The organism is Massilia sp. BAP21 (assembly GCF_057801335.1).
Map to the genome: position 1 here is coordinate 2,029,976 of NZ_CM173596.1, position 16,752 is coordinate 2,046,727.

A 16,752-nucleotide genomic window follows, 5' to 3' on the forward strand; every position below is an offset into this window, starting at 1 on the left:
GAGAGTCCGGAATAAAAGTGGCGGAGATTTTACAGGCAACACGCCCACCCCTGCAGGCATTATATGGCGATCTTGTTGTATTTTATTGTGTAACCCACCGAGGATGGCCGCCGATGAATGCTTGGACGATATTACACATGACACAGGAACCCTGTCGCGAGGCAGCGCGATGAGCCTCTGCAGCCGCTGCGGCGCCGCCTTCGGCTGCGCCATGGCCGATGGCGGCGACGGCCCGTGCTGGTGCACGCAATTGCCGCCGGTGGTGCCGGTACCGAACGTGGCGACGGCCGCTGTGCCCGCGAGCGGCACCGGCGTGGCCGCCGAGACGGCGTGCTGGTGCCCGGCCTGTCTGAAGGCGCATATCGCGGAACGCTCGCGCACCAAACATACCGATTGATGGGGTTGCCGTTGTAGGGTGGGCACTTGTGCCCACGCGGTACGGCAGTTGAAAGTCGATACGGCAGCATATGATGGCAAGCCCATGTTTTTCGAGCTTCAACCGTGGCACCGCGTGGGCACAAGTGCCCACCCTACGACCCCGTACCAGCAAAGTTGAAATGTCCGCTCACCGGCGCCGGCAAAGTAGAAATGCCCGCTCCGCCGCCCGTCACCGCTGCGTCGTAAAGAACCGCAGCATCTCCCTGCTCGCATCCGGCCCCTTGCCATCGGTATAGCTGCCATGCGCGCTGCCGCCCGACCAGGCGTGCCCGGCCCCATGGATCACCCAGTGTTCGGCATGCACCTTGCCGTCGGCGCGCTTGTGCGTGGTGCGGGTGAACGCGTGCCCATCCGGCACGTGACCGGGTTCGACCGCCATGGCATCGGTGTTGTCACGCGCATGCACCATCAACTGGTCGCCGTTTGCCGGGTGCACGGTCTTGTCCTGGTCGCCGTGGAAGACGATGATCGGGATCGGCTTGCCGGCTTGGTGGCGGCGCTGGAAGTCGCCCTTCATCGCCGCCAGCGCCGACGGCAGGTCGTGCGCCGAGGCGAAGGGCAGGCCCGAGTGCACGCCCACCGCCGCATACAGCTCGGGATACAGCGTACCCATGATGGTGGCCATTGCGCCGCCGGCCGACAGCCCGGCCACGTACACCTGCTTCGAATCGACCGCGTATTCCTGCATCACCTGGCGCGTGATGCCGGCGATGATCGAGGGTTCGCCCTGGCCGCGCTGCTGGTCGACGTTGTTGAACCAGTTCCAGCAGCGCGAGGGATTGGCCTGGCGCGACTGCGCCGGATACACCACCAGGCAGCCGGTTTCCTCGGCCAATACGTTCATGCGGGTGCCGCGCGCGAAGTCGTCGGGGTCCTGGGTGCAGCCGTGCAGCATCACCACCAGCGGCGCCGGCGCGCCGGTGTAGGTACTCGGCACGTAGAGCTTGTAGCTGCGGGTGCCGGCCGCATTCGTGTGGCTGCCTTCGCTGAAGCTGCCGGGCAGGGCAGGGGCGGCTTCGTTGGCGGCGCCCATGCCCGCACCCATACTCCCACCCAGGCCGCGGCTCAGTTCAGCAAGCATGTCCTGCATCCCGGTCTTGCCCGCACCCGGCAACCCGGCGCCGGGCTGCAGCTGCGACAGATTGCGCATCTGCTGCTGGGCGGCCTGGGTCATGGCCGATGCATTTTTCAGCGCGTCTTCGATGACCTTGCCGGTGTCGACCGGATGCTTGTGCATCATCTTTCGAGTGGCCGCACGCATTTGCGCGAATAGTTTGTTATTCAGTTTCATGTGGCTTCCTTTCGTGCGCCTAGCGGATACGCTCCGCCAGTGCGGCTTTCAATGTGTTGCTTGCGTGGAGTGCCCCAAGTACCGAAATCGATTCGATGGTGGCCAGCGCCAGTTCCACCGGCACGTCGCTGGCGATGCTGGCCATGCCCAGCACCTGGATCTGCAGGCGCACGCCCGCCGCCTGCGCCGCTTCCAGGTCGGCGCGCGAATAGTGGTGCATGCCCAGCACCAGGCTGCGCCGCGCTACGGTCTGCCGCACCACGTCTGCATGCGTGGCGAGCTGGTTCCGGATCGCGGTGCGGATGAGGTCAGTGCGGTTGCTGTAGAAGCCCTCGCTGACCAGCAAATCGATCTGGCCCAGGTCGATCATGCCCAGGTTGATCGTGATCTTTTCCGAGTCCGCGATCTTCGGCTTCGGCTCGTTTTTCAGCTCGCTTTTCAACGCTTCGTTGCTGACAATGTCGCTGCGCATCCTTACACCTGCCTTTCACTGCTTGTATCGAATACCATCTGTTTACCATCCAACTGGATGGTGATTGGATGGGAAGTCTACGCCGATCGACCCGAAGGTCAAGCACAATCCGATTGAATCGGGTAATCTCTTCCGCCATGAGTCCAGAATTGCAACCCGGCCTGCGCTTCGAATGGCGCTATACCGTCCCGCCGCGCGCCACCGTGCCCGCGCTTTACCACGACACCGCCTTTTGCCGCGACATGCCCGATGTGCTGGCCACCGGCTACCTGGTCGGCATGATGGAGCTCGCCTGCGTGAACGGCATGCTGCCCTACCTCGACTGGCCGAACGAGCAGAGCCTGGGCACGATGGTGGATTTCCGGCACTTGGCGCCGACGCCGCCCGGCATGACCCTCACCATCCGCGGCGAGGTCCTCGAGGTCGAGGGCCAGCGTGTGCGCTTCAGGGTCGAGGCCTGGGACGATCTCGAACGCATCTGCGAAGGCACGCACGAACGCTGTGTGATCGATCCGCAACGCTTCAATGCCCGCGTGGCGCGCAAGATCGCAGGAGCGTCCGCATGAGCGGCCTGTTGCCACCCGAGCGGCAGACGCCGGTGCCGTCGCCCTGCATCAGCCTGTGCCAGATGGACAAGCAGACCGGCCTGTGCCAGGGCTGCATGCGCACCATCGACGAGATCATCGCCTGGAGCAAGGCCGACGACGACTACAAGCGCGCCGTGTGGAAGGAAATCCGCCGCCGTGAATCGGAACTGGACTTCGGCTGAATGATCGCGCGCCTGCCCGACTCCATGCAGGTGTTCGAACGCGGCTGGCTGTCGGCCAACAATATCCTGTTTACTGGCGAAGAAACCGCGCTGGTCGACAGCGGTTACGTCACGCATGCGCCGCAGACGCTGGCGCTGGTGCGCCATGCGCTCGGCGGCCGTGCGCTGGACCGCCTGATGAATACCCACCTGCATTCGGACCACTGCGGCGGCAACGCGGCGCTGCAGGCGGCGTATGGCTGCCGCACCGCGATTCCGGCGGCGGAAAGCGCCAGGGTCGCCGCCTGGGACGAGGAGGCGCTGAGCTACCGCGCAACCGGACAGCAATGTCCGCGTTTCGGTTTCGATGCGGTGCTGACTCCCGGTGATGAATTGGAGCTGGGCGGCCTGCGCTGGCAGGTGCTGGGCGCGCCGGGGCACGATCCACATGCGCTGCTGCTGTTTTGCGCGGACGAGGGCGTGCTGATCGCGGGGGATGCGCTGTGGGAGAACGGCTTCGGCGTGATTTTTCCCGAGTTGGCAGGGGAGCCCGGCTTCGACGAGACGCGGGCGACGCTGGACCTGATCGCCACGCTGGACGCGCGCGTGGTGGTGCCGGGGCATGGGCGGGTGTTCGATGACGTGCCCGGCGCGCTGGCGCGGGCGTATTCGCGGCTGGATTATCTGTCGGCGGACCCGCGCCGGAATGCCGAGAATGCGGTGAAGGTGCTGGTGAAGTTCCTGTTGCTGGAGCGGCAGCGGATTGCGTTGGCTGAGTTACCTTTGTTGCTGGCGTCGATCCCGGTTGTCGCGGCTGCGTCAAGGCTGGTTGGACGCGTGGACGGGGAACCCGTCCACCCTACATCTCAGGGTAGGGTGGACGGCTCTGCCGTCCACGCGTCCAACGAACGTTCGAACGTCGAACACGATCCCTATCACGCCCTCGCCACCTGGGCCAGCACCGCCCTGGTCCGCGCCAACGCTGCCTGCATCGACGGCCCCTGGCTCGTCGACAATTGAATTAGAGCCAGAAATCTAGCACGACCGTGCTTTTATCACACTATAATCGACCAGCTGGTCCGATCAACTTAGCCGAGAGCTGCCCATGTCGCTGCCTACCGTACTGCAAAACCTGTCCCTTCCCGTCATCGCCTCGCCGATGTTCATTGCCAGCGGTCCGGCCCTGGTTGCCGCCCAGTGCAAGGCCGGCATCGTCGGTTCCTTCCCGGCGCTGAACGCGCGCCCGGCCGAACTGCTCGACACCTGGCTGACCGACCTGCAGCGCGAGCTGGCCGAGTACAAGGCAGCCAATCCCAGCGCCATCGTCGGCCCGATCGCCGTCAACCAGATCGTGCACGCCTCGAACGCGCGCCTCGAGCACGACGTCGAAGTCTGCGTCAAGCACCAGGTGCCGATCATCATCTCCTCGCTGCGCGCGCCGCCGAAGGAGATGCTGGACGCCGTCCACAGCTACGGTGGCATCGTGCTGCACGACGTGGTCTCGATCCGCCACGCGCACAAGGCGCTGGAAGCGGGCGTCGATGGCCTGATCCTGGTGGCGGCCGGCGCCGGCGGCCATGCGGGCGCGCTGTCGCCGTTCGCCCTGGTCGGTGAAGTGCGCAAGTTCTTCAATGGCCCGATCGCGCTGTCCGGCTCGATCGCCACCGGCGACGCCATCCTCGCGGCCCAGGCCATGGGCGCCGACTTCGCCTACATCGGCTCGCGCTGGCTGGCGACCCAGGAATCGAACGTCAGCGACGACTACCGCGACGCCATCGTGGAATCGAGCGCGGCCGACGTGGTCTACACCAACCTGTTCACCGGCGTGCACGGCAACTACCTGAAGAAATCGATCGTGAACGCCGGCCTGGACCCGGACGCGCTGCCGGAATCGGACAAGAGCAAGATGAGCTTTGGCGACGGCGCCTCGAAGGCCAAGGCCTGGCGCGACATCTGGGGCGCAGGGCAGGGCGTGGGCCTGATGGATGACGTGCCGACCACCGCCGAGATGGTCGAGCGCCTGAAGCGCGAGTACGAGGCGGCACGTGCGCGCCTCAGCCTGCGTTAAGAGGCCGCAAGCGGCATTCTTTGCGTTGACTTGAGTCCCGTACGGTGGGCACTCCGTGCCCACGCGGATGGTGATGCTGTGTTGGCTTCATTCGAACGTTGTGGTTTGCCCGGGCACACGGTATCAACATGCATGCCACGCGGCCTCAACAACGCCAACATGATGCCGCCATTCGCGTGGGCACAGGGTGCCCACCGTACGATTGCGTTCGCCGGGTGATCAGGCGCTGGGCTTCGCATCCGGCACCGGAAACGCCGGTTCCGGTTCCACGCTCAAATCCGCCACGTTGATCGACCACAGTCCCGGCAAATTGCGCCAGTAGCCATACACGTCCATCCCGAAGCCGACCACGAATTCGTTCGGCAGCGTCAGGCCGACGATATCCGCCTGGATTGGCTTGGCGCGGCCGATGTTCTTGTCCGCGAAGACAGTCACGATGACCTCGGCCGCGCCCATGTCGAGCAGGCGCTGCTTCACATGCGCCAGGGTCTCGCCCTCGTCGAGGATGTCGTCGACCACGACGATGGTCTTGCCCGCCACGTCCTGGCGCGGGATCACCTTCCACACCACCTGGCCGCCGCGGTCGTCGTCGCCATAGCGGCTGACGTGGATGTAGTCGAATTCGAGCGGGAAATCGAGCTGTGGCAGCAGGGTGCCGGTGAAGACGACGGCGCCGCCCATCACGCCCAGCACCAAGGGGAAACTGCTGTTGTCCGGTGCGCCGAAGCGCGCGTTGAGCACGTCGGCCACTTGCCGCACGGCGGCCTGCACTTCTTCAGGACTGACGATCTGGCGCGCATTGGCAAGCAGGGCGCGGGCACGGGCGTGGTGATAGTCTTGCATGGTCGTTCCGGTGATTAATTTACTCAATATTTACCAGGGCATTATGCGGCAATTGCCGCGCCGGCGAAGTTCGGTTGGCGCGGCCGTCAGGATGCCGCTGCCTCGGTGATGTCGCGCTGCAGTTTCTTGGTCAGCTTCGCAAACACGAGTTCGTAGGCACGGCGCAGCAGCGCGGCCGCTTCCTCGTCGCCGAGGTCGGCGCTGGCATCCACCCGCACCCATTTCGCGCGCGCCAGGTAGGGCGCCGGGATGATACCGGGGCGGTCGGTCAGTTCCAAAAAGCGCTCGTCCTCGGCCTTGAAGCTCATGGCCTGGGCCGGCGCCGCGTTGCCCGTCACGGCAAACATTTTTTCGCCGACCGAGAACACCAGGTCCTCGCCCCATTTGATGTCTTCGGTGACGCCGGGAAAGCTGCGGCAGAGCGCCTTGGCGGCTTCGAAATCCATGTCATCGTCTCCCTGTTATCGGTTTATCCGCCCAGTTTAGCGCGGCGGAGAACCGGCTGGATCGTTTTGATGTTTCAGCGCAAGATTCGTCTGCGCCATTGTCCTTGTTTGCGGCGTATCATACGTGGCTTGAATAACATCCCAGCAAGCCATGTCCACCTCTGACTTCCATGTCCAGCGCGACGCACGCCTGGCCCAGCTGCGCGCCGCCATGGCGCGCCACGGTATCGACGCCTGCATCGTGCCGTCGAGCGATCCCCACCTGTCCGAATACCTGCCGCGCCGCTGGCAAGGGCGCGAATGGCTGTCCAGCTTCACCGGCTCGGTCGGCACCTTCATCGCCACGGCGGACTTCGCCGGCGTCTGGACCGATGGCCGCTACTACACGCAAGCCGAGACCGAACTGGCCGGCAGCGAGATCAGGCTGATGAAGATCCCGTCGGGCGCGAGCCTGCTGCACATCGACTGGCTGGCCGCCAACATGCAGCCTGGCCAGACGGTGGCGGTGGACGCGCGCGTGCTCGGCCTGGCCGTGGCGCGCCTGCTCGGCGACGCCCTCAAGGCGCGCGGCGTCACCCTGCGTACCGACATCGATTTGCTGGACGAGATCTGGAGCGACCGTCCTGGCCTGCCTGCTGACGCGCTGTACGAGCACGCGGCCCCGCATGCCACGGTGTCGCGCGCCGACAAGCTGGCCGCCACCCGCGCCGAGATGGACAAGCTGGGCGCCGAGCGCCACTTCCTCTCGACCCTGGACGACATCGGCTACCTGTTCAACCTGCGCGGCTCGGACGTCAGCTTCAACCCGGTGTTCGTGGCGCACGCGCTGGTCGAACGCGAGGGCGCGACCCTGTTCGTGGCCGAAGGCAAGGTATCCGATGCGCTGCGCGCGCGCCTGCTGGAAGACGGCGTGCGCCTGGCCTCGTATGACGAAGCCGCCGCCGCCCTGGCCGCGCTGCCGGAAAACAGCACCTTGCTGGTCGACCCGCGCCGCATCACCGCCGGCATGCGCGCCGCCGTGCCGGCTTCGGTGCGCGTGGTCGAGGCGATCAACCCGACCACCTTTGCCAAGTCGCGCAAGACCGAAGCGGAAGCCGCCCACGTGCGCGCCACCATGGAGCAGGACGGCGCCGCCCTGTGCGAATTTTTCTCCTGGCTGGAAGCGACCCTGGACGATGCCGACCGCGCACCGATCACGGAACTCACCATCGATGAGCAGATCACGGCCGCACGTGCGCGCCGCCCTGGTTTTGTCAGCCCGAGCTTTGGCACGATCGCCGGCTTCAACGCCAACGGCGCCATCATGCACTACCGCGCCACGCCTTCCGCGCATGCGGTGATCGAAGGCGACGGCCTGCTCTTGATCGACTCCGGCGGCCAGTACCTGGGCGGCACCACCGACATCACGCGCGTGGTCCCGGTCGGGAACATCACCGCGGACCACAGGCGCGACTTCACCCTGGTCCTGAAAGGGATGATGGCGCTGTCGATGGTCCAGTTCCCGCGCGGCACCCGCGGCCCGATGCTCGACGCCATCGCGCGTGCGCCGATCTGGGCCGCCGGCGTGGACTACGGCCACGGCACCGGCCACGGCGTCGGCTACTTCATGAACGTGCACGAAGGCCCGCAGGTGATTTCGCCGTCGGCGCCGCCCGACCCGCACACGGCCATCGAGCCGGGCATGATCACCTCGAACGAGCCGGGCATCTACAAGCCGGGCCGCTGGGGCATCCGCATCGAGAACCTGGTGCTGGCGGTACCCGCCGCCAGCGGCGAGTTCGGCGAGTTCCTGCGCTTCGAAACCCTGACCCTGTGCCCGATCGATACCCGCTGCATCGACCTGGCGCTGCTGCAGCCGCACGAGAAGGAATGGCTGAACGGCTACCACGCCGAAGTGCGCGCGCGCCTGCTGCCGCACGTCGACGGCGCCGCACGCGCGTGGCTGGAACTGCGCACGGAGGCGATCTGATGGCCTCCGCCCGTTCCACCCGCGCCAGCGCCGCCGTCGAGCGCCTGAAACGCCGCACCGGCCACACCGGCTACTCGATGGCCCGCACCGCCGACGGTTCCTTCTTCCTGTCCGAGACGCCCGGTGCGCCGCCGCTGTGCGCGCCGCTGGAACTCGACGACTTCGTCGCCTTCGTCAACGGCCTGGGACCGCAGGAGGTCAAGCGCATGACCAAGAACGACCTCGCCTTCGAGAAGCAGCTAGTCAAGAAGAAACCTTGAAGTCCTGAGCTGCCCGCGCAGCCTAGCGAAAGACCGTCATGACGACGTCCGAACTGATCGCGACCTACTGGTCGCCTTCCGAGATCGCCACCAATGGCGTGATCCTGCTGCACCTGGCCGGCGCGCTGCTGCTCGGCCTGCTGGTCGGCTACGAGCGTTCGTACCACGGCCGCGCGGCCGGCATGCGTACCTATGGCCTGGTGTGCATGGCCTCGGCGGCGCTGACCATCGTCAGCGGCTACCCCGAGTTCTGGTACGGCGGCGGCACCGGGGCGATTGCGCCGGTCGACCCGACCCGCGTGATGCAGGGCGTGGTCACCGGCATCGGCTTCCTCGGCGCCGGCGTGATCATGCGCGAAGGCTTCACCATTAGCGGCCTGACCACCGCCGCCTCGATCTGGAGTTCGTCGGTGATCGGCATCCTGGTCGGCGTCGGCTTTTATTTGTCGGCGATGGGCCTGGCCTTTTTCTCGGCCATGATCATGATCTACCTGAACCGGGTGGAAGCGGTGCTGCCCTCGCGCCGCGCGGTGGCCGTGATGCTGCGCTTTCGCGAGCACTTCCTGCCGAAGGAGGAGGCGCTGCGCGAAGCGGCGCTCGAGCGCGGCTACCAGATCGCCGGCAGCTCGCTGACGATTGCCAGCAGTAACGGCCGCCAGGAGTGGCGCTTCGTGGCGCTGGCCCTGTCCAGCCACAACCGCGCCACCCTCACCGAACTGGCGGCCGAACTGGCCGCCTTCGAAGGCGTGGAGGGCTTCCAGCTCTCGCACGCACGTAACTGATAAAAAAAACACACGGGATACACGACATGACCCATCAAGACGTACTCGATTTCTGGTTCCTGCCGCGCAGCGACGCCGGCTACGGCAAGGCGCGCCCGGAATGGTTTCGCAAGGACGCCGCTTTCGACACCGCGATCCGCGAGCGCTTCGGTGCCCTGATCGCCCAGGCGGTGGCCGGCGGCCTGCGCGAGTGGGACATCGACCACGGCGCCGAAGGCACGCTGGCGCGCATCCTGGTGCTCGACCAGTTCACCCGCAACGCCCACCGCGACACCCCCGGCGCCTTTGCCGGCGACGCGCTGGCGCTGGCCGCCGCCCGGCAGCTGGTCGACAGTGGCGCCGACCGCACGCTGGACCCGCAAAGACGTTCCTTCGTCTACATGCCTTTCGAGCATGCCGAGGACGCGCGCATGCAGCAGTGCGCGGTCGATCTGTTCACCCAGCTGGCGGGCGAGCACGAAGGCTTCGGCGAGATGCTCGACTATGCGCACCGCCACCGTGGCGTGATCGCGCGCTTCGGCCGCTTCCCGCACCGTAACCCGATCCTTGGCCGCGCTTCCACGCCCGACGAACTGCAGTACCTGGGCCAGCCCGGCGCCGGTTTCTGATGCCGGTAACGCTGAACATCGTCGGCGCCGGCCACGTCGGGCGCACGCTCGGCCGCCTGTTTGCCGCGCACGGGGCCTTTGATGTGCAGGACGTGCTGACCCGCTCGCTGGACAGTGCGCAGGAAGCGGTGGCCTTCATCGGCGCCGGCCGTGCACTGGCCGACCTTGCCGACCTGCGTCCGGCCAGGGCCTGGATGCTGGCCGTGGGCGACGATGCGATCGCACCCACTTGCGCCGCGCTGGCCGAAGCCGGCCTGCTGAAGGACGCCGTGGTCTTCCACTGCAGCGGCGCCAAGTCATCCGGTGAACTGCAGGCCGCCATCGATGCCGGCGCACTCGTCGCCAGCGTGCACCCGGTGCGCAGCTTTGCCGATCCCGAGGGCGTGGCGCGCGCGTTTGCCGGCACCTGGTGCGGCGTCGAGGGCGATGCCGCGGCGCTGGCCCTGCTCACGCCCGCCTTCGAAGCCATCGGCGCGCGCCTCGTCCCGATCGACGCCGCCGCCAAGACCGTCTACCACGCCGCCTCCGTGTTCGCCTCGAACTACCTGGTGACGGTGCTCGATGCCGCCCTGCGTGCCTATGTGGCGGCCGGTGTGCCGGAGCAGGTGGCGCGCGAACTGGCGCAGCCGCTGGCAAGCGAGAGCCTGGCCAACGTGTTCAGGCTGGGCCCGGCCGTGGCCCTGAGCGGCCCGGTGGCGCGCGGCGACCTGGCCACCGTTGCGCGCCAGCAGGCGGCGGTATCGAACTGGGATGCGCCGACCGGACGGCTGTACGACGCGCTGGTCGAGGCCACGACCGCTTTGGCCGAACGCAAGCGGCGCGGCCAACCCTGAATCAACCACAAGGAAAACGAATGTACTTGAGTGCCTGGGCCACGCTGGCCGCGTTGGGCGTGTATTTCTGGACCGGCGTGGTGGCCGGCGCGGCGCGCGTGCGCTACAAGGTGCCGGCGCCCTCGATGGAGGGGCCGGAAGCCTTCCAGAGCCGCCAGCGCGTGCAAATGAATACCCTCGAGCAGTTGCCGCTCGTGCTGGTGCCGATGTGGCTGTGCGCCTGGTACCTGGGCGATACCTGGGCGGCGGCTGGCGGCATGCTGTGGTGCTGCGCGCGCGTGCTGTATGCGCTCGGCTACTACCGCGACCCGGCCAAGCGCGAACTCGGCTTCATCCTCGGCATGCTCGCCTGCGGCGCCCTGGTGGCCGGCGCAAGTGTTGGGTTATTGATGCAGTAGGGCAAGTTTATTGCTCCAATGCATCGACAAAGCGGTCAAACGACAATAAGCTTGCTGCCTGATTCCGTCAATACACGGTGACTGGTGCGCGTCGCGCCCGGGCCGGCTTCGACGCAGGAGGCAGCATGTTGTTCTTGAAGAGTACCGCAACGACCAAGGCACCGGGGATCTACGAAGTCGACATCGCCGCCAAGCCGCCAGGAAAAACCTATGGCGTCTTCCTGGCCACCGATCCCGACAATCCGCCACATTCGGTGCTGGCCGCATTGACCGAGCTCGGCTTCAAGGGCACCTACCAGAAGCGCTATACGCACCGCGACAGCGGCCACGTGCTCGACCTGCACTTCGAAAAAGACGGCACCGACCTCTTCAAGGGCTGGAAGGCCGAGGAGTGCAGCGCCAACCTGGCCGCCATCGACGTTCTGTTCGGGAATGTCGGCATTGCCGTTACGCCGCGGGTGATGACGATGGCAGAGGCGTATTCCTGAGCTTGTTTTGTGGTGGGTTCTCGAACCCACCAACCTGCGTCAGGATCGGATAAAGTGCTGCATGGATTTATTCGACTCGCCCGGCACGCTCACATCCATTCCCATCGAAGACGGTGCGCTAGCGCTGATGGCGCGCCTGCCGCTTCCGTATTCCAATGACGAGATACTGTCGCGCCTGCTGGCCGAAACTCCCTGGCGCCAGGACAGCATCGTCCTGTTCGGACAGCGCCACCTGCAGCCGCGCCTGACTGCCTGGTATGGCGACGCCAGCTATACCTATTCCGGCCTGCGCCTCGACCCGCTGCCTTGGACGCCCTTGCTGGCCGAAATCCGCGCAGCCGTCGAAACGGCCTGCGGTGTGCGCTTCAACAGCGTGCTGCTGAACTATTACCGCAACGAACGCGACAGCATGGGCATGCATAGCGACGACGAACCGGAACTGGGGCCGGAGCCGAGCATCGCTTCGCTCAGCTATGGCGCCACACGCAGCTTTGTTTTGCGGCATAAACGCAACAAACGGACAGTCAAGCTCGACCTGCACGATGGCAGCTTGTTATTGATGAGTGGAAAGCTGCAGAGCAACTGGCTTCACGGCATCAATAAATCGGCACGCGCCATAGGAGCGCGCCTGAATTTAACCTTCAGGTACGTCGTCTAATCTGACGGCTTCAGGCGTCATTTTGTCATCAAAAATAACTGAACCATTGGTCAGTTATGTTACATTTGATTACAGTTCTTACGGGATTCACACTGCCTTATCCTTTTGACCAGTGCTATCTTGGACTCATCGCGATTCAAGATGAATGGCGAACCAGACTAATACGTGAAAAGGATTCGCAATGAAAAAGCTGATTTTTGCACTGATCGCAGGCGCCGCTACCATCACCGCCGCCCAGGCCCAGACCACCATCACCCCACGCCCTTACGTCGGCGTCGGCGTGTCGGGTGCCGACCGTGAATACTATGTTCCAGGCGCCACCATCAACGACACCGATGGCTACCGCTTCTCGGGCAAGATCTTCGGCGGCGCCGAGCTGACCGAGAACTTCGGCGTCGAAGCCGGCTACACCGACTTCCGCAAGGCTGGCGCCAACTACACGCTTAACGGCGCGAACGCCCGTACCGAAGCCGACGGCTACAATGCCTACATCGCCGGCAAGGCCACCAAGGCCCTGAACGACAAGTTCTCTGTCTACGGCAAGCTGGGCGTGACCCACACCAAGGCTGAAATGGAATCGGCTACCGCCGGCCTGAACCGCAAAGTCAGCGACAACGGCGCCTACGGTGCGCTGGGCATGCAGTACAACGTGAACCAGCAGGTCGCGCTGATCGCCGAATACGAACGCTTCGGCAAGAAACAGGATTTCGGTCCGAAGCCGGACGTCGTGACCATCGGCGCCAAGTACACCTTCTAAGCAATAGCTTCTGATTGCTTGTTCCGAGAGTGTGTGAAAGGGCCCTGTGGGGCCCTTTTCTATTGGTGCCGGGCGTTCAACCCGGCCCGCTGCCTCAACCTTAATCCATGCCTTGCGCGGCCCGGCCCACCCGAGGGTTCTGTTAACCCGGCGCCCCGAACTGCAGGGGACCGGCGCCGGGATGCACGAAACTGCGCACCCAGGGCGGCAGCACGGCCGGGTCCGGCTCCGCGAAACCCGATGACATGAAGCGGTGCAGGGACGACCACGGCCAGTCGGCTAGCTTCTCGCACAGGCCATGGCGCATCGGATTGGTGTGCATGTAATCGATCAGTGCCGCATACTGGGTCTCGTCCTGCACCCGGAACTGCTGGTACTGGCGTTCCCAGATCGCGCCATCGGGAGAGTTTGTTACCAGCGACTTGCGCAGCGCCTTCGAAAACGCGATTTTCACTGCCCGCCAGCGGCTGGAACAGTCGTGGTCGCCTGGCGGCAGGGTCCACATGGCATGCGCATGGTCGGGTAGCACGACCCAGGCATCGACGTGGAAGGGTTTGCGCACGCGTGCCTGGCGGATGGCGTCACCGAAAGCCGAGATATGGTCCGTCAGCAGGGAGCTGCCACGGTCCAGCAGGCGAACCGTGAAGAAGAAGGTCCCGCCGGGGACCCGGTTGTCGCGGTAGTCTGTCATGGATAGGGGGCCAATAAGGGGGGCCAATAAGCGGGCCAATCGCAGGTGGTCGCCAGGTCGATCGGCGCAAAATGGCGCGGGGCCAGAATCCTCATCAATGGGCGATTCTACACACGGAATTTTTTCGACCGCGATCCATTTCCGCGCGTAAAAGAAAAGCACGCGCAAACATGAAAAACCCCAGCGGCCTTGCGGCGGCTGGGGTTCCTGGCGATGTCGGCGGACGATCAGGTCGTCAGCGGCTTGTAGCGAATACGCTTCGGCTTGGCCCCTTCTTCACCCAGGCGTTTCTTCTTGTCGGCTTCGTATTCCTGGTAGTTACCGTCGAAGAAGGTAACCTGGGAATTGCCTTCGAAGGCCAGGATGTGGGTTGCGATACGGTCGAGGAACCAGCGATCGTGGGAAATGACCATCACGCTGCCGGCGAATTCGAGCAGGGCGTCTTCCAGCGCGCGCAGGGTTTCCACGTCCAGGTCGTTCGACGGTTCGTCCAGCAGCAGGACGTTGCCGCCTTGCAGCAGGGTCTTGGCCAGGTGCAGGCGGCCGCGTTCACCACCCGACAGGTTGCCCACCACTTTCTGCTGGTCCGAACCCTTGAAGTTGAAACGGCCGAGATAAGCGCGCGACGGCATCTCGAAGCGGCCGACGCTCAGCATGTCGGCGCCGCCGGTGACGTCTTCGAACACGGTCTTGTTGTTGGCCAGGTCGTCGCGGTGCTGGTCGACCAGCGAGACCTTGGCGGTCTTGCCGATCACGACTTCGCCGCTGTCCGGCTGTTCGCGACCGGCGATCATCTTGAACAGGGTCGACTTACCGGCGCCGTTCGGGCCGATGATGCCCACGATCGCGCCCGGCGGCACGGTGAACGAGACGTTGTCGAGCAGCAGGCGGTCGCCAAAGGCCTTCGAGACGTTCTTGAACTCGATGACTTCGTTGCCCAGGCGCTCGGCCACAGGGATAAAAATCTCCTGGGTCTCGTTGCGCTTCTGGTATTCGTATTCGCTCAGCTCGTTGAAGCGGGCCAGGCGGGCCTTCGACTTGGCCTGGCGCGCCTTTGGATTCTGGCGCGACCATTCGAGTTCCTTCTGCAGGGCTTTCTGGCGTGCCGATTCGGTCGCTTCTTCCTGCTTCAGGCGCGCCTGTTTCTGGTCCAGCCAGGACGAGTAATTGCCCTTCCATGGAATGCCCGAACCGCGGTCCAGTTCCAGGATCCATTCGGCGGCGTTGTCGAGGAAGTAGCGGTCGTGGGTGATGCCGACCACGGTGCCCGGGAAGCGCAGCAGGAATTGCTCCAGCCACTCGACCGATTCGGCGTCCAGGTGGTTGGTCGGTTCGTCGAGCAGCAGCATGTCGGGCTTGGAGAGCAGCAGCTTGCACAGCGCCACGCGGCGCTTTTCGCCACCCGACAGCACGCCGATCTTGGCATCCCATGGCGGCAGGCGCAGCGCGTCGGCGGCCATTTCCATCTGCAGGTTCAGGTTGCCGCCGTCGGCTGCGGCGATGATCGATTCCAGGCGCTCCTGTTCCTTGGCGAGGGCGTCGAAGTCGGCGTCTTCCTCGGCATAGGCGGCGTACACGGCTTCCAGCTTGGCTTGCGCCTCGAAGGCTTCGCCCAGGCCGGATTCGACTTCCTGGCGCACGGTTTTTTCCGGATCGAGCTGGGGTTCCTGCGGCAGGTAGCCGATGTTCAGGCCCGGCATCGGACGTGCTTCGCCCTGGATGTCGGTGTCGATGCCGGCCATGATCTTCAGCAGGGTCGATTTACCGGAGCCGTTCAGGCCCAGCACGCCGATCTTTGCGCCTGGGAAGAACGACAGCGAAATGTCTTTCAGGATCTGACGTTTCGGCGGGACGATTTTGCCCACGCGGTTCATGGTGTAGACGTAATTTGCCATCTTTAGTAACTGTTATGAAATCAAGGTGCACAGGATACGATAGAAGCGGTCCGACAGACAGCCTTTATCGTGATTCTTTCGCCGCTGCCGGGCCGGACACAGGCTGGGCCGTGCTTCTCCCACGTTGCAGCAATCCCTCGCCGGCGAACAGCCCCAGCGCCGCCCAGATCAACGCGAAGCCCACCAGGCGGTCGGCCGTGAACGCTTCCTTGAACAGCAGCACGCCGAGCAGGAACTGGATGGTCGGCGCCAGGTATTGCAGCAGGCCGAGGATGGACAGCGGAATCTGGCGCGCGCCGCTGGCGAACAGCAGCAGCGGGATCGCCGTGATCGGACCGGAAGCGATCAGCAGCCAGCGCGTGGTGTCGGACGTGGTCGTCAGGAAGGCGTTTTCGCCATGCAGCGTCAGCCAGCCGACGTAGATCGCCGCGATCGGGAACAGCACCATGGTCTCGAACGACAAGCCTTCCAGCGCGCCGAGCGCGGCCGTCTTGCGCAGCAGGCCGTAGGCGCCGAACGAGGCCGCCAGGCACAGGGCGATCCAGGGCACCGAACCCGATTGCCAGGTCAGCCAGGCCACGCCCAGGGCGGCGATGCCGATCGCGATCCACTGCACGCGGCGCAGGCGTTCCTTCAGGAGCAGGTAGCCGAACATGATGTTCACCAGGGGATTGATAAAGTAGCCGAGGCTGGCCTCGATCACATGGCCATTGTTCACGGCCCAGATATACAGCAGCCAGTTCGCGCTCAGTAAAAATGCCGAGGCGACGAAACTGCCGAACACGCGCGGCTGGCGCACCTGATTCAACCAGGCCCATTGCCGGCGCAGTGCCAGCACCACCAGCAAAAAGGCAAGCGACCATAGCATGCGGTGCGCCAGGATCTGCATCGACGGCACTTCGCGCACGGCGTGGAAATACAAAGGGAACAGGCCCCAGCACAGGAAGGCCAGGGCTGCGGAGAGGACGCCGGTACGCATGGAATAGGGAAGAAGAGTTGCCAGTCCAGCATTATCGGCGAAGTCGGGAAGGCTTGCCGGAGGGGCCCGGTTTTGATGGGGATGCAGGGCTAACGCGCGACTGTTCCCAGCCTCTTCGGGCAAACTTG

21 protein-coding genes are annotated in these 16,752 nt (G+C 64.8%); 14 read left to right on the forward strand and 7 right to left on the reverse strand.

The features are described from left to right. Nucleotides 1-169: 169 nt before the first annotated feature. Nucleotides 170-397: a cysteine-rich CWC family protein gene (locus ACWYRN_RS08930; RefSeq protein WP_488692056.1), complete on the forward strand. Its 228-nt coding sequence runs from the start codon at nucleotides 170-172 to the stop codon at nucleotides 395-397. A gap of 210 nt (nucleotides 398-607) precedes the next feature. Here the strand turns inward: ACWYRN_RS08930 and ACWYRN_RS08935 are convergent, their stop codons facing one another. Then, nucleotides 608-1,729: an extracellular catalytic domain type 1 short-chain-length polyhydroxyalkanoate depolymerase gene (locus tag ACWYRN_RS08935; protein ID WP_488692057.1), complete on the reverse strand. Its 1,122-nt coding sequence runs from the start codon at nucleotides 1,727-1,729 to the stop codon at nucleotides 608-610. A 19-nt stretch (nucleotides 1,730-1,748) separates the two neighbouring features. Beyond that, nucleotides 1,749-2,201, reverse strand: coding sequence for a CopG family transcriptional regulator (locus tag ACWYRN_RS08940; protein WP_488692058.1), 453 nt, complete (start codon nucleotides 2,199-2,201; stop codon nucleotides 1,749-1,751). Between the two features lie 137 nt (nucleotides 2,202-2,338). Between ACWYRN_RS08940 and ACWYRN_RS08945 the strand changes: the two genes are divergently transcribed. The 4 genes from ACWYRN_RS08945 (at nucleotide 2,339) to ACWYRN_RS08960 (ending at nucleotide 5,017) form a co-directional block, all read left to right on the forward strand. After that, nucleotides 2,339-2,767: a thioesterase family protein gene (locus ACWYRN_RS08945; RefSeq protein ID WP_488692059.1), complete on the forward strand. Its 429-nt coding sequence runs from the start codon at nucleotides 2,339-2,341 to the stop codon at nucleotides 2,765-2,767. Continuing rightward, on the forward strand, nucleotides 2,764-2,970 hold the full coding sequence (locus ACWYRN_RS08950) for a DUF1289 domain-containing protein (RefSeq protein WP_488692060.1): 207 nt from the start codon (nucleotides 2,764-2,766) through the stop codon (nucleotides 2,968-2,970). Before ACWYRN_RS08945 ends, ACWYRN_RS08950 begins: the two co-directional genes overlap by 4 nt. Continuing rightward, nucleotides 2,971-3,969, forward strand: coding sequence for an MBL fold metallo-hydrolase (locus tag ACWYRN_RS08955; protein ID WP_488692061.1), 999 nt, complete (start codon nucleotides 2,971-2,973; stop codon nucleotides 3,967-3,969). Nucleotides 3,970-4,054: 85 nt separating this feature from the next. Next, on the forward strand, nucleotides 4,055-5,017 hold the full coding sequence (locus ACWYRN_RS08960; RefSeq protein WP_488692062.1) for an NAD(P)H-dependent flavin oxidoreductase: 963 nt from the start codon (nucleotides 4,055-4,057) through the stop codon (nucleotides 5,015-5,017). Between the two features lie 219 nt (nucleotides 5,018-5,236). Here ACWYRN_RS08960 and ACWYRN_RS08965 read toward each other — a convergent pair whose 3' ends face one another. Beyond that, complete coding sequence (locus ACWYRN_RS08965; RefSeq protein ID WP_488692063.1) at nucleotides 5,237-5,860, reverse strand: hypoxanthine-guanine phosphoribosyltransferase; 624 nt, start codon at nucleotides 5,858-5,860, stop codon at nucleotides 5,237-5,239. An 86-nt stretch (nucleotides 5,861-5,946) separates the two neighbouring features. Next, complete coding sequence (locus tag ACWYRN_RS08970; protein ID WP_488692064.1) at nucleotides 5,947-6,306, reverse strand: MmcQ/YjbR family DNA-binding protein; 360 nt, start codon at nucleotides 6,304-6,306, stop codon at nucleotides 5,947-5,949. Nucleotides 6,307-6,457: 151 nt separating this feature from the next. On the opposite strand from ACWYRN_RS08970, the gene ACWYRN_RS08975 reads away from it, so the two are divergent. From ACWYRN_RS08975 to ACWYRN_RS09015, 9 genes are all read left to right on the forward strand, one after another. Further along, nucleotides 6,458-8,275, forward strand: a complete 1,818-nt coding sequence (locus ACWYRN_RS08975; RefSeq protein WP_488692065.1) for an aminopeptidase P family protein — start codon at nucleotides 6,458-6,460, stop codon at nucleotides 8,273-8,275. After that, nucleotides 8,275-8,535: a hypothetical protein gene (locus ACWYRN_RS08980; RefSeq protein ID WP_488692066.1), complete on the forward strand. Its 261-nt coding sequence runs from the start codon at nucleotides 8,275-8,277 to the stop codon at nucleotides 8,533-8,535. The genes ACWYRN_RS08975 and ACWYRN_RS08980 overlap by 1 nt, the downstream gene beginning before the upstream one ends. A 38-nt stretch (nucleotides 8,536-8,573) precedes the next feature. Next, nucleotides 8,574-9,317, forward strand: coding sequence for an MgtC/SapB family protein (locus tag ACWYRN_RS08985; RefSeq protein WP_229436191.1), 744 nt, complete (start codon nucleotides 8,574-8,576; stop codon nucleotides 9,315-9,317). A 26-nt stretch (nucleotides 9,318-9,343) separates the two neighbouring features. Next, nucleotides 9,344-9,925 carry a DUF924 family protein gene (locus ACWYRN_RS08990; RefSeq protein ID WP_488692067.1) on the forward strand — a complete coding sequence of 194 codons (582 nt, stop codon included), beginning with the start codon at nucleotides 9,344-9,346 and terminating at the stop codon, nucleotides 9,923-9,925. Next, nucleotides 9,925-10,758 carry a Rossmann-like and DUF2520 domain-containing protein gene (locus ACWYRN_RS08995; RefSeq protein ID WP_488692068.1) on the forward strand — a complete coding sequence of 278 codons (834 nt, stop codon included), beginning with the start codon at nucleotides 9,925-9,927 and terminating at the stop codon, nucleotides 10,756-10,758. The genes ACWYRN_RS08990 and ACWYRN_RS08995 overlap by 1 nt, the downstream gene beginning before the upstream one ends. 20 nt (nucleotides 10,759-10,778) lie before the next feature. Continuing rightward, nucleotides 10,779-11,156 carry an MAPEG family protein gene (locus tag ACWYRN_RS09000; protein WP_488692069.1) on the forward strand — a complete coding sequence of 126 codons (378 nt, stop codon included), beginning with the start codon at nucleotides 10,779-10,781 and terminating at the stop codon, nucleotides 11,154-11,156. A 125-nt stretch (nucleotides 11,157-11,281) separates the two neighbouring features. After that, nucleotides 11,282-11,644: a hypothetical protein gene (locus ACWYRN_RS09005; protein ID WP_488692070.1), complete on the forward strand. Its 363-nt coding sequence runs from the start codon at nucleotides 11,282-11,284 to the stop codon at nucleotides 11,642-11,644. Nucleotides 11,645-11,705: 61 nt separating this feature from the next. Further along, on the forward strand, nucleotides 11,706-12,302 hold the full coding sequence (locus ACWYRN_RS09010; RefSeq protein ID WP_488692071.1) for an alpha-ketoglutarate-dependent dioxygenase AlkB family protein: 597 nt from the start codon (nucleotides 11,706-11,708) through the stop codon (nucleotides 12,300-12,302). A gap of 181 nt (nucleotides 12,303-12,483) precedes the next feature. Next, the gene (locus tag ACWYRN_RS09015) at nucleotides 12,484-13,059 is read left to right on the forward strand and encodes a porin family protein (protein ID WP_488692072.1); all 576 of its coding nucleotides are present in this window, start codon (nucleotides 12,484-12,486) and stop codon (nucleotides 13,057-13,059) included. Between the two features lie 142 nt (nucleotides 13,060-13,201). Here ACWYRN_RS09015 and ACWYRN_RS09020 read toward each other — a convergent pair whose 3' ends face one another. The 3 genes from ACWYRN_RS09020 to rarD form a co-directional block, all read right to left on the reverse strand. Continuing rightward, the gene (locus ACWYRN_RS09020; RefSeq protein WP_488692073.1) at nucleotides 13,202-13,750 is read right to left on the reverse strand and encodes an REP-associated tyrosine transposase; all 549 of its coding nucleotides are present in this window, start codon (nucleotides 13,748-13,750) and stop codon (nucleotides 13,202-13,204) included. A gap of 227 nt (nucleotides 13,751-13,977) precedes the next feature. Then, nucleotides 13,978-15,645, reverse strand: coding sequence for an energy-dependent translational throttle protein EttA (gene ettA, locus ACWYRN_RS09025; protein ID WP_229436181.1), 1,668 nt, complete (start codon nucleotides 15,643-15,645; stop codon nucleotides 13,978-13,980). Between the two features lie 64 nt (nucleotides 15,646-15,709). Next, complete coding sequence (rarD, locus tag ACWYRN_RS09030; protein WP_488692074.1) at nucleotides 15,710-16,624, reverse strand: EamA family transporter RarD; 915 nt, start codon at nucleotides 16,622-16,624, stop codon at nucleotides 15,710-15,712. Nucleotides 16,625-16,752: the final 128 nt, after the last annotated feature.